This window comes from Vibrio sp. 10N.261.54.E10 (genome assembly GCF_002877735.2).
Classification (GTDB): domain Bacteria; phylum Pseudomonadota; class Gammaproteobacteria; order Enterobacterales; family Vibrionaceae; genus Vibrio; species Vibrio crassostreae_C.
On record NZ_MCXE02000004.1, the window covers coordinates 123,589 to 136,615 of the forward strand.

At 52.6% G+C, this 13,027-nt stretch carries 10 protein-coding genes (1 of these 10 cut by a window edge); all 10 read left to right on the forward strand.

The genetic code is table 11. From position 1 onward, the window contains the following. On the forward strand, nt 1-4,214 hold the end of the coding sequence (locus tag BCU07_RS22830) for a non-ribosomal peptide synthetase (protein WP_102428385.1). Its footprint begins 10,948 nt before the window's first position; 4,214 of the gene's 15,162 nt are visible here — the last part of the coding sequence; its start codon lies off the left edge, out of view; it ends in the stop codon at nt 4,212-4,214. A gap of 23 nt (nt 4,215-4,237) precedes the next feature. Next, nucleotides 4,238-5,203 (forward strand): TauD/TfdA family dioxygenase, encoded by a 966-nt coding sequence (locus BCU07_RS22835; RefSeq protein ID WP_102428384.1) that lies wholly within the window; start codon nt 4,238-4,240, stop codon nt 5,201-5,203. 13 nt (nt 5,204-5,216) lie between these two features. Next, nucleotides 5,217-6,338 carry a phytanoyl-CoA dioxygenase family protein gene (locus BCU07_RS22840; RefSeq protein WP_102428383.1) on the forward strand — a complete coding sequence of 374 codons (1,122 nt, stop codon included), beginning with the start codon at nt 5,217-5,219 and terminating at the stop codon, nt 6,336-6,338. Nucleotides 6,339-6,357: 19 nt separating this feature from the next. Beyond that, nucleotides 6,358-6,900, forward strand: coding sequence for a VOC family protein (locus BCU07_RS22845; protein WP_102428382.1), 543 nt, complete (start codon nt 6,358-6,360; stop codon nt 6,898-6,900). 14 nt (nt 6,901-6,914) lie between these two features. After that, the gene (locus BCU07_RS22850; protein ID WP_102428381.1) at nt 6,915-8,219 is read left to right on the forward strand and encodes a PLP-dependent aminotransferase family protein; all 1,305 of its coding nucleotides are present in this window, start codon (nt 6,915-6,917) and stop codon (nt 8,217-8,219) included. Further along, nucleotides 8,212-9,219, forward strand: a complete 1,008-nt coding sequence (locus BCU07_RS22855; RefSeq protein WP_102428380.1) for an Ldh family oxidoreductase — start codon at nt 8,212-8,214, stop codon at nt 9,217-9,219. Before BCU07_RS22850 ends, BCU07_RS22855 begins: the two co-directional genes overlap by 8 nt. Before the next feature lie 134 nt (nt 9,220-9,353). Further along, on the forward strand, nt 9,354-10,325 hold the full coding sequence (locus BCU07_RS22860) for a hypothetical protein (RefSeq protein ID WP_102428379.1): 972 nt from the start codon (nt 9,354-9,356) through the stop codon (nt 10,323-10,325). A gap of 122 nt (nt 10,326-10,447) precedes the next feature. Continuing rightward, a complete protein-coding gene (locus tag BCU07_RS22865) occupies nt 10,448-11,392 on the forward strand; it encodes a cupin-like domain-containing protein (protein ID WP_102428378.1) in 945 nt (314 codons plus the stop codon). A 15-nt stretch (nt 11,393-11,407) separates the two neighbouring features. Further along, nucleotides 11,408-12,202, forward strand: a complete 795-nt coding sequence (locus BCU07_RS22870; RefSeq protein WP_102428377.1) for a thioesterase II family protein — start codon at nt 11,408-11,410, stop codon at nt 12,200-12,202. Next, complete coding sequence (locus BCU07_RS22875) at nt 12,171-12,941, forward strand: 4'-phosphopantetheinyl transferase family protein (protein WP_198599053.1); 771 nt, start codon at nt 12,171-12,173, stop codon at nt 12,939-12,941. Before BCU07_RS22870 ends, BCU07_RS22875 begins: the two co-directional genes overlap by 32 nt. The last annotated feature ends 86 nt before the right edge of the window (nt 12,942-13,027 follow it).

Sequence of the window (13,027 nt, forward strand, 5' to 3'; positions counted from 1 at the left end):
ACTTGGGTGGGCATTCGTTGCTCGCGACGCGCTTGGTGAGCAAGTTGCGGTCTGATTTGGCGGTGACGTTGACCATCAGCCAGATCTTTGAGCACCCTACGATCGCCGAGTTGGATGGTCTTATTCGCGAGGCGCACTCGCCTTTGTCGTTGCCGCCTTTAGAGGTGGTTGACGCCACGGAGGCGATCAGGCTGTCGCACGCCCAGAAGCGTTTGTGGTTTATCGATCAGTTGCAAGGGGGCAGTACGGAATTCAATATGCCCGTTGCGTTTCACGTCCATGGTCCGCTCGATGTGCAGGCGTTGAAAGCTTCGTTGAGCAACGTGATGCAACGTCATAGGGTGCTTCGTTCGACGATCCGCACGGTTCAGGGTGAGCCTGAAGTGTTGGTGCATGAATCGTTTGACGTACCGTTTACTTTTACCGATATGTCGCCTTTGTCTGACGCTGAGCGGGACACACAGATGACCGCGAGTTTGAAGGCGTTGACGGCGCAGAGTTTCCAATTGGCGACAGAGTTTCCGGTCAAGATGCAGGTGATTCGGCTCCCCGATGTTGACGGTGAGGCGTCGCATTGCCTGCTGATCAATGTGCATCACATCGCTTCCGATGGTTGGTCGCAAAATCTGTTTGTTCAGGAGCTGAGCGAGGGCTACCGAGCGTACCAAGAGGGGGGCGTACCGACGCTGCCAGAGCTCACGGTCCAATACAAAGACTACGCGGTTTGGCAGTCACGCTGGCTGCAAGGTGAGAAGCGCCATGCGCTAATCGAGCATTGGCAAACGCAGTTGGCGGATTTGCCGGTCGTCCATGGTTTGCCGTTGGACAAAGCCAGACCAGTGGATCTCGGTCACGAGACCCAGATGGTGAGAACGATGTTGCCACTTGAGACTCTGAACCGAGTTGAAGCGCTGACGCAACACGTCGGTGGTACGCTGTTTATGTTCATGCAAACGGCGTTTGCTCTGCTGCTTGAGCAGTACTCACACGAAAAAGACATTGTGATGGGGACACCGGTAGCGGGTCGTTATGACGAAAACACGGAGTCGTTGATCGGTATGTTTGTCAACATGCTGGTACTGAGAACGGAGTTGGATCCTGAGCAGACATTTTGCCAATTGTTGGCGGAAAACAAAACCAGGTTACTGTCGGCGTTTGAGCATCAGTATTTGCCATTTGACGTGTTGGTTGATGAATTGAACCCACAACGTAGTACCAGTTATCACCCGTTGTTCCAGATCCTTATCGTGTTGCAAAACAATGACCAAGACACGTTGAGTTTACCTGGTCTGGACATGGCGTCGCTGGAGGTCCACGAAGGTCGAGGTTTGCTGTCACCGTATGATCTCGAGCTGCAACTGGAGCAAAAACCGCAAGGTTTGATGATCAATTGGCAATACAACGTGCAGCTCTTTGAGCGGGACTCCGTGACTCGAATGGCGAACAACTTGTTGCATTTGGTCGACAGTATTTTGTCACGCCCAGAGGCTAAGATTGCCGATTTACCCGCGATGGTGCCTGAGGAGAGAGCGCAGCTTACCGACACGTGGTCGGGGGCTGACGTGGTAGTCCCGACGGCCCAGTACATACCTGATGTGATCACAGAGGTGGCGAAACGACAGCCGCAGGCGATAGCGATTGAGCATAGGCAGCGCAGTGTGACGTATCAGGCGTTGCATCAGGCCTCCGACAGATTGGCCCTGAGTTTGGTTGAACGGGGACTAAAGAGCGGAGAGCGCGTCGGGATCTTTTTACCGCGCTCCCCGGAGACGATCGTGTCGATTCTGGCCATTTTGAAGGCGGGCGGGACCTATGTACCACTCGACAAGAGCTATCCGGCGGATCGCTTGACTTACATCATTTTGGATGCGGAGTGCAAATTTGTGATCACCATGGCGGGTCAATCGCCTGCGGGGATGGACGCGGATCGGCTGGTGGATTTCCACGCTGAACCTCGCCATGACGTCGCGTTGCCGGTCAGTAATCCCGCCTTGTTGGATGGTCCAAGTTATTTGATCTACACCTCGGGTTCAACGGGACAGCCGAAAGGCGTATTGACTGGGCATCGAGCGATTGCGACGCATATCCAAGCGATGATTGCTTTGCATGAGATTGGGGTGAACGACAAAGTGTCGCAGTTCTTTTCATTCAACTTTGATGGCTCAGTTGAGCAGATCTTTATGGCTTTGTGTGCGGGTGCGACGTCAGTGATCTACGACTTTGAACAAGACCGTGTGGGTTTGGTCGAGCATATTTGTCAGACGGGCATCACCATTGCGGATATGCCGCCCAGCTTGTTCCAGTCCGCGGTCTACGATCAAGCCACTCTATCGACGTTGGCAGACAGTGCGCTGCGCACCTTAGTGCTGGGGGCGGAAATGTTGCCGCCGTCGATTGTCGCTCGTTGGTTTGAGTCGCCACTGTCAACACGATGTCGTCTGTTTAATGCGTATGGGCCGACGGAAGCCACGGTGACGTCGAATGTGTATCCGGTGACCGAGGCCACTGGTGGCAGTGTGCCGATTGGGGCCTTTGTCCCGGGCACGATAGGCTATGTTGTTCACGATGACAAGCTGTGCCCAATCGGCGTGACTGGGGAGTTGCTACTGGGCGGCGTGGGTCTAGCATCGGGGTACTGGAAGCAATCGGCACTCACGGAGCGCGCCTTTGTTGAGATCCCTGAACTGCCGGGTCAAAAACTGTATCGCACTGGGGATTTGGTGCGCTGGTCAACGACTTCGGGAGAGGGCCCGGTGCTTGAGATTTTGGGCAGAAACGACCAACAGGTGAAGATCCGCGGTCATCGAATTGACTTAGGTGAGATCGAACAGTGCTTAGGTCAGTTGGCGTGGGTGAAAACGCCGTTGGTGGCGGTCAAGGGTGAAGGGGCGTTGCGTCAGCATCTGGTGGCTTATCTGCTGCCTCATACGGAGCGCGAGCCGAGCAATGGTATTGACTTGGCAAGACAGCATCTTCAGGCGTGTTTGCCGGAGTATATGCAGCCGTCGGCCTTCGTCATGCTCGGGTCTATTCCGGTGACGGCGAATGGGAAAACCGATCTGGATGCGCTGCCTGAGCCCAAGGTGAGTGGTGACGCCGATTATGTGGCGCCAAGTACGGAGCTCCAAACGGTATTACAGGGCATTTGGCAAGACTTATTGAAGGTGGCCCGGGTGAGTATTGACTTGGACTTTTTTGCCGCGGGAGGGAATTCCTTAGTGGCGATCCGTCTGGTGAATCAAATCAATCAGCACTTTGGTCTCAATGTGCCGGTCAGAGCAGTGTTTGAGCATCCTACGATCGCGCAGTCTGCTGAGATCTTGGACGCCTTGTTAGAAGAAACGGCCAATTTGACGCCGAGCTCCAAGGGGGATGAGGGCGTTCAGGACTTCAAACCTACGGTCTTTGTGAAGCTCAAAAAGGTCGGTGGCACGTCGTTGGCGAGTTCTGTGCTGTTTCCTTACTGTGTGAAACATGGATTGACGTTTGTCGATACGGGCGACGAGCCTGAAGTCAGCCTCGCACAGCAGCAGGCCGAGCAGACGCGTGAAAAAGCCAGCATGCTCTTTCGTCATTTTCCAGACTTCCCGAAACCGGAGGGTAAGGCGTGGCTGCGAGACAGAATGGGTGAGCACAACCTGATCACCTTGCTGCGTGATCCATTGAGCCGAGCGATCTCGTTCTACAACCACTTGAGTTTGGACAAAGCGCTGAGCTTTGACGACTACCTGGACTTCTATCATGAGCCTAATCATCAGGCGAGTTGGTTGGGGTATGAAGACGGGCAGCCGGACTTTCTACAGCGCGCATTTACCAGCGTTGGGATCACGGAACGCTTTGACGAAAGTGTGTTGCTGTTTAGGCATGCGCTGGGGATGAGCCTGGATGAAGTGCTGTACGTGAAGCAGCGTGACAAGGTGAAAAAGACCCTCACTCGTGACGATCTGACGCAAGCACAAATTGGTCGCTTGAAGGCGCTGGATCACCGGGACTGGGCGCTGTATCGCGAGGCGGAAGCCTTAGTGCAACAACGTGTTGATGCCTTGCCACAACTGCAGGCCGAACTGGCTGTATATCAGGCGGCATTGGCCGATTTAACGCATCCGCTTTGGCAGCAGCGGGGTGATTTCACCATCGGATACTCGAAACGGAGTATCTGGGCCAAATATAACGCCCGCAAAGGCCGCGTTATTGAATTCCAACGTTTGATGTAACCGGGATTGAAAGGAGTACCACTATGACACCAGTTTGTGACGAACTGAGCACACACTTAACCACGCTAAACGGTGAGCCAATGATGCTGCTCACCGAGGGGAGCATGGATGCCGAATGGGCGGCGGCGAACCGGGAAGCGATTGATCAGCATTTGTCGCAACACGGTCGCTTGTTGCTGCGCGGCTTGACGCTTAAAGGGAGCAAATCGTTAGGAAAATTTCTGACCGCGGTCTTTGGCGGCGAGTTATTGGAATACAAATACCGTTCGACCCCGAGAACTCGACTCAGAGGCAACGTGTACACCTCTACGGAATACCATTCTGACAGTACGATTAATCTGCACAATGAAAATTCGTATGCCAATAGCTGGCCGCTGCGCATTGGGTTTTATTGCATGAATGCCGCTGAGGTCGGGGGGGAAACCCCCATCACGGACAGCCGCTTGATTTATCGTGACATGCCAGCGGCGATCCGTGAGGAGTTTGAGGTTAAGGGCCTAAGGTATGTGCGCAATTACCTTGATATTGATCTGAAATGGAGCGAGGTGTTTCAGACCAACAGTAAGCAGGACGTCGACGCATTTTGTCAGGCCAACCAGATTGAGCATCAATGGCTTGACGGGGACGGATTGCGCACCAGTCAGAATGTGGCTGCCGTGAGAAGGCACCCTATCACAGGGGAGAAGCTATGGTTTAACGCCGCTCACATGTTTCATCTGCGTGGGCTTGACGAAGCGGTCAAGCAGTCGATGTTGGCCAGTCTAGCGCCGGACCAGTTACCTCGTAATGTGTTGTTTGGTGATGGAAGTGTCATTCCCGATCACTATATCGACGAGATCCTCAAGGTGTATCAAAAACACAAATTCACATTTACGTGGCAAGAAGGCGATTTAATGCTGCTCGACAACATGCTGTATGCCCATGCCAGAGAGCCTTTTCGCGGTCATCGCAAGGTGATGGTGGGAATGGGTAAGGAGGTCAGAGCCTAAGTAAGAAAGCCTGATGTGGGCGAGAAGATCATCGCTCGCATCGGATGAAGATGGGAAGGAGTCAGTGCACGTCGGTCGTATGCGGCTTTTAGGAAAACAACCAATCAGAGATGAGAAAACCATGTTAACGAAAGAGCAATTGGAATTTTTTGAGCAAGAAGGCTACGTAGGACCATTCAACTCACAACTCTCGGACGACACGATAGATTCGGTCGCGAACTATTTGCATGAGTACCTTGACAAACGTGCGGATCACCCGCTTTACGGTCGTTTTTCTGTCCGAGAGATGCACTTACTGAACGAAGACGTGTTGGCGTTGGCGAGTCAACCGCAATTGGTGGGGGCTTTACAACAGATCTTAGGCGACGATTTGGCGTTATGGCGCTCTAAAATCTTCTACAAAAAGCCCGGCGATGCCGCGATCGAATGGCATCAGGAATGGGGGGCGTTCAACGGGGAAGAGATTGGTAATGATATCCCCGGGTTGAAGCCGAGTGCCGACAACCAGAACGAGTTTTGGAACCTCACGATTTGGTTTGCCTTACAAGATATTGATGAGTCGATGGGACCGATGCAGTTCATTCGCAAGTCATACAAAAAACGCTATCCGATAGAAATGGTGCCGATGGTCGACTCCGCGTTTTGGCAGGATCCTTTCCTGGACTTGGAATCAAAAGAGCAACTGGTGGAGAAGTGTCGTAATGCCACTTTGGTGCTCGATATTAATACGTCGGATTACCTCGACGATATCGACATTGACGCCAGTAGCGTGGAGACACTGCAGCAGCACATTCTGAACAAGTGCGCCAAATTGGAAGCGGCGTACACGTGCGACTTTGATTACACGGAAGACGAATTGGTGACCTTGCCAATGAAGAAAGGTCAGTACGTGATTTTCCCAGAGCGCACGATGCATCGTTCAACCGCGAACGTCAGTGAGTCGGGTCGTATGGCGATCAACTTCCGTGTCACACCGAGCAGCACGCTGATTTACCCTGGCCGTGTGGAGGGTGATTATGTGGATGGGTCAAACATTGATATTTCTCACCATAAATCGATTCTACTCAGTGGTGAAAACCGTGAGCCTCGCAATGAATTCATGGACGCATCGGACGTAAAAACGCACCGTTTTTAAGCCGCTAAGGAGAACAAAAATGACCGAACTATTAGAACGCGACGCGGTGGAGACCGTGACAGCTGGCAAGATCCCCAACCTGTTTAAGCTTGACTACTCGAGGATCGATCACATTGCGGTGGCGGTGAAGGATCTCAACAGCGCCAAAGAGTTTTACTGCAATATCTTAGGTTTCGAGTTGAAAGAAGAGCGTCTCACTCAAGGGGAACGCTCGGGGATGATTTCGGCGGTCGTGTCGAGTCAAAGCTTCGATATTGTGTTGATACAGGGACTTGAGCCCGAGTCTCAGGTGTCGCGTTACATTGATAAATACGGTCCGGGCGTGCAACACGTCGCGTTGCACGTCGACTGTATTGAAGAGGCGGTGGCTGAGTTGTCTAAAAAAGGGTTGGAGTTTGCGACCAACATTTTGTCAGACACTAGCTTAAAGCAGGCGTTTACACGTCGCGATCCCAATTCGGGCATGATGATTGAGCTTATCCAGCGTGGCGAAGGGAAAGGCTTTTCAGACAAAAATGTCAGCAACCTTTTCAACCAATTGGAGTCAGCAGACTTCGTCTAACAGGTTCAACGTTTATGCAATTAACACAATCTCAACTGACCTCACTGGCGCATCCTGCACTGGATGTGATGAATTTTCTTAATGAGGTCATAGAACAGTACCCGGAGGCGACATCGTTCGCCTCCGGGCGTCCAAGTGAAGACTTTTTCGATGTGGCGAAGGTGTCGGATTACGTTGAGCACTACGCTCGATATCGCGCTGAACAGCAGGGCAGCACGTTAAAGGCGGTGTATCAGAAGTTAGGTCAGTATGGTCCAACACAAGGCATTATTTGTGATGTGCTGGCGCAGCATGTGCTGAAAGAAGAGGGGATATCGGTGGCTCCGGAGCACATTCTGGTGACGGATGGCGCGCAAGAGGGCATGGCGCTGTTTTTGCTGTCGCTGTTCGATGCGGCAAAGGATGTCTTACTGGTGACTGATCCGGCTTACATCGGCATTGTTGGTATGGCCAGCGTGCTGGGCATAGAAGTCTGTGCGGTGGCGATGGATGACGAAGGGCCAGACTTGGCTGATTTGGAGGCCGTCATTGCAGAGATCCAAGGCCGTGGCAAAACGGCCAGAGGCTTGTATGTGGTACCTGAGTACAGCAACCCACTGGGGGTAAGTTTTTCTCGTGCACGACGTAAGCAGCTGGTGGCATCTTGTGGGGCGCAGCAAGTGCTGATCTTGGAAGACAATCCCTATGGGATGTTTCGTTATACCGAGCAGGGGTTACCCAGTTTGAAGTCGTTGGACACGGAAGGCTGTGTGATTTATTTGGGCACCTTTGCGAAATCGTTGTGTCCGTCGCTGCGAGTGGGCTATTTGGTGATTGCTCAACAGGTGCGGGATCACGAGCGCACCACGCCTTTGATTACGTCGTTTGTGAAGGTAAAGAGCTTTAATACCCTCAATACCAGTCAACTCAATCAGGCCACAGTAGCCGGGGTGCTGTTGTCAGAGGATCACACGCTGGCGTCGTTTGTGGTGCCGGCGAAACGGTATTATCAACGTAACCGCGATGAGATGTTGCGCTGTTTAGATCAGCACTTTTCTGAGTTAAAAGAGACCTACAAGGTGAGCTGGAATCAACCGGAAGGCGGCTTCTTTTTGGTGATTGACTTACCGGTGGCGTTTACCCTGCAGGAGTGTGCGGAATGTGCGGACAAATTCAAGGTCATATGCGTGCCATTGGCTTTCTTCAGTGGAACGGAGGTTTACAAAAAGCAACTGCGTCTTTCGTTCAGTTATGTTGCTGAGAAGGACATTGAGGCCGGGATCAAAAATCTGGCGCAGTATCTGGAAGTGTTGATCATGCGGAGTACTGGTGATGCATAAGGTACACGTTGAGGCGTTGTCTGGCGCGATCGCCGGTAAACTGAGAATGTTAGGATTGAGTGAAACGCACATCCATGATGTGGTGGACGGATTGATCGTGCCGTCACTGCGTGGTGTAGATACTCATGGTTTTCGTCTATTTAGCACGTATCTCTCTGAGCTTGAGGGGGGACGGAGCAAGGCCAAGCCCAATATTCAGATCGACCAGGTGTTGCCGGCCTTGGCTCAGATGGACGCGGACGGCGCCTTAGGCATTGTGGCAGGCTGTGAGGCGGTGCGCTTGCTGATGGAGATGGCGAGTGAGCAGGGCATCGCGGCGGTGTTTGTTAAAAATTCCAATCACTTTGGCGCGGCGTCCAATTACAGTTTAAAAGCTGCCAAGGCGGGATTCATGACTTTTTGTTGCAGCAATGCCGACGCGCTTGTCGCGCCATTTAATGGTGAAAAAGCCCTGTTTGGCACCAACCCCATGAGTTTTGCTGTGACGACGGACAAGGATGCGTTTTGTTTGGATATGGCCACCAGTCAGGTGTCGTACTCCAAAGTGAAGCAGCATCTGAAACAGTCAATGCCGGTTCATTGCAGTTGGGCGATTGAAGATGCGTCGGCGGCGTCTGGGATCCGCGCGTTGTTGCCACTGGGTGGCTACAAAGGCCAAGGGTTGGCTGCCATGGTGTCGATATTGGCCGGTTTGCTCAACGGCGCACCTGACGATGAACACATGGCCCATTTCTATGCGGAGCCGTTTGATACCCCGAATAACGTAGGACACTTTCTGTTTGCCATCAATCACAGGGCGTTGATGAGCGCGAGTGAATTTGATGCGCGCTTGGGGCGTTTTCTCGACAGTATCAGAGCGACCGAACCGCGTGGTTCGGAGCCAGTGAGAGTGGCTGGTGATCTGGAGCGCGACACGCAGGAGAGTCGCCAGAAAGGGGGGATCCCGCTGAGCGAGGAGGAGTACCTACTTTACTTACGTTTGCAACGCGAAGTTCAGTAACGACGTCCCGTTGACACTGGGCTATCGCCTAAGTGCGTGGTGGGGTCAAATTCGCAAACCGAGCTTGAGCCGGGCGAATTTGGCGTCACTACGTGACTCAATTTACGATTTACTATTCTTGGCAAGGGGGTTAGATGAGTGACGATAATCACCCAGATTCGACGCGCAATACGTACCAGGTGTCGCTGTTACCTGGGCGTTGGTTTGAGCTTACTTGGGGGGAGGCGCTCACGAGCACCGCGCGGATTGGTGAGGCATTGCAACAAGATAAGGTGGTGAAGGTGGTGGGCCTGCAGAGTGGCCGACACGCCGACCAATTGATGTATCAAATCGCGCAGCACTTTTCGTTAGAGGATAGCTTGGAGCTGCAAGCGGGGTATGCAACCAGTAAGGGGCATCGCCGCAATGTCGGCGAGTACTTTATGACGGTGTACGATCGCGATGACTACCGGGTGATTTCGCCCCATTCGGAAGGGAGTAGCTATGCAGGTATGCAGATGGCGGCCTTTTACTGTGAGCGGAATGATACCGATGGCGGGGAAACGGTGTTGTTGCAGGTGGATCAGGACAGCCCGCAATGGGCGTCACTGCGTGAGCGTAAGACGAAAGCGTTGTGCACTCGCGCACTCACTCCGGCCGATGCGGCGAAATTGAAAAGGATGTTTCAGGTCGATAGCGCGTATCCGGTGACCGCGCAGGATGAAATTGTCAGTGAGCACAAGGTGACGCCAGAGCTGACGTTGGTGCATGTGCTCACACCGCTGTGCCCGACCTATTCCCGCTTGGCTGAAAAAGAGGTGTTTACCTACTGGGACACGGTGGAGTCTGTCGACGCACGTTCGCCGCAGGCGTTTTCTGAGACGTTGGCCAATCTTGGTTTGTTGAAATTGCCCGAGCTGGGGACCTCGTTGGCTGCATTCGATGACGCCTACAAGCGGCGATTAACAACGGTAGCGGTGCGTTATCAGGATCTGTTTCAAGGCATGCTGGTGCACAAGCTGCAGCCTGGAGAGATGATCCTGTTCAACAACATGATCTGGGCCCATGCGGTCAACAACTGGACACCGGGATCGGGCGAGCGCACTGTGAGCGCGGCGTTTGCGTGAGACTCAACCCTAGGGGAGTCTTGGGCTGCGTGGCCTGTCCCGAACAGGGCTGTGGCGAGTGGCTAGGTTTGCCAACCTAAGAAGAAAATGGCGCTGTCAATCAAATAGCAAAGAGCAATCATATGCAAAATCAATTTACTGTAGATGAAGTGGACAAAGGGATCGCCCGAGAGGCGTTCTTAACCCAATATGTGGCCAAAAACCAACCGTTGATTATCCGTGGCTACGCCAGAGATTGGCCGGCTTTGACGCGCTGGGACGTGGACACGCTGAGGAGGCATTTTGGGCATTTAAATGTTCTCTGCTCGCAGTCCGAAACTCACAAACACCCGGATTTGTCGAATGCCCGACATAACCGCCATATCCCTAAGCCGCTTAAGATGTCGGACTACTTGGATCACATTGTCGCGGGGCCGGTGCAGGAAAGCGCGAAACTGGCGTTAAATCGTCTGATTTTCGACAGTGGCGAGCAGTGTCAGTATCGACACCATATTGACTTGTCACCGTTGGCTGAAGACTTCACTCAACCGGCTCTGAGCGACGGTGCAAGCTTTGAAATTGGCGTGTTGTGGATGCAAGCCCAACATACGCAATCATGGCTTCATACGGATGCGTACGAGAATTTGTTTGTTCAGGTTCAGGGCAAGAAACGGTTTATGTTGTTCGCTCCCCAGGAAGCAGGATCGCTGTACAACACACGTAAGTATGGTGCGTATTGTGAAGTGAACGCCTTTGAGCCGGATTTGGCTGAGCACCCACTATATCAGAATGCCCATGCGATGGAGGTGATGTTAGAGGCCGGGGATATGTTGTATTTACCGGCGTTTTGGTTTCACGCGGTAGAATCGCTAGATACGTTCAATATCAGCATGAACTGGTGGCATCGAGCTGACGCCTTGGCGGTTTCTCAACCCAGTCTGCAATTTTTATTAAAGAAAAGCGGCGAGCGTGCCCAAGAGCAGTTGCACTCGGCACAAGAGCGTAAAGCCTTCATGGATGCGATGGACAAGTTGAATGAGATCATCTCTTGCCCTGAGCAGGCGTGTCTTAGCAGTTATTATCGTTAAGTTCGGGTACGAGAGATGAACAAAAACCCATTATTTTGGACCCCACAGCCGGTGACGTCGCCTTCATTGAGGCTCTTTTGTTTCCCGTTTGCTGGGGGCTCGGCGCAGACCTTTACCTTTTTAAAGGCGAACTTGGATCCATCGGTCGAAATTGTACTGATAGAGTATCCGGGTCGGGGACGGAACTTTCAAAGCCCTCCGAGCGAGAGCATGTCGCAATTGGTGGACAGTTTGTTAGACAACTATCGGCAGTTGCCTGCGGCCTCAAGTGTGTTTTTGGGCCACAGTTTGGGGGCCTGTGTGGCTTGGGAGCTGATGCGTAACATGCGAGAACGAGGCATCGTATTACCGAGACTTTTGATTGCTTCGGGTTGCTCAGGTGCGCATCTCGCCTCCAATCTCACGCGTATTCACGATTTGCCCGATGAAGAATTTGTCCAGGCTTTGAAAGGGCTCGAGGGGACACCGCAAGAGGTGCTCGAGCACGACGAGTTATTGGCGTTACTCAAGCCCATGTTGCGGGCGGATTTTAAAATCGCCGAGCAATACTGCGCGCCTGCAGAGAGAATGCCAGTGCCGATCCTCGGGTTAGCGGGTACTCAAGACGCGCTTGCGACGCCGCAAAGAGTGCAAGCTTGGAGCGAACTCACGGATGATTTTCGCATTGAACTGATTGAAGGGGGACACTTTTTCATGAACACTCATCCAGAGGATGTGGTAACGTATGTCAATCAGGCGATCAGCCCTTTATTGTGTGGAACAAGGAGTCGTGAGACCAGTGAGTTTTCCGAGCTTTACACGAGTTGCTAACCCAGCGACAGAGGCCTTTTCTGGGCCTCTTTCTGGTTTTATTAAGAACGCAACGTTTTGGCAGCATGCGCACATGCCGGTCATCATGAGCCGTTGTGAGTTTGCTCGAGAGCAGTTCGAGCCGAGTTTTTTTGAGGCACTGGGGGTGCGTTTTGTGCCGAGCATCAGAGCAGCAGTGCCCAAAAGACAGGCGGAGTTTCTGGTGGGGCGTTATTTGAGTCAATCGGCGATGGCCATGTTTGAGCCTGGTGTTTCTTGTGGTGGTTTTGAGTTGCCCATCGGGGAGCATCGTTGTCCCATCTGGCCTTCTCATTTGATGGGGTCGATCTCTCATTCAGAGCGGATGGCTTTTTCCGTGGTGATGAACAAACCGTTGGCCCGACGTGGTTTTCTAGGGATTGATGCGGAAGGTATTGTCACCGAAGACAACGCAGAATGTTTGAGGGAGTATGTTTTGCGGGAGGAAGATCGGCAATATTTAAAGACCGTCGATCTTGCGGACAATGTGTTGCTCACCCTCGTCTTTTCGGCCAAAGAAGCCTTATTTAAAGCGACGTATCCATACATTGGGGCCTATTTTGGCTTTGAGCTAGCAAGGGTGATGTTTATCGATGTCGAGAAACGGTGTATTGGCTTGGCATTGACGCCTGAGTTTCAGTCGGAAACGGGCATTAGCGACACGTTTGTTTGTCACTATGATTGGCAAGACAATCATATTTGCAGTCTGATCTTACAATGACAATTTGAGGTTGCCACGGGAATGCGGGGCAGCCTTGGGCGATGACGCAATCGCCCACTGCTACCGATTGGGTTATCGCTCGGACT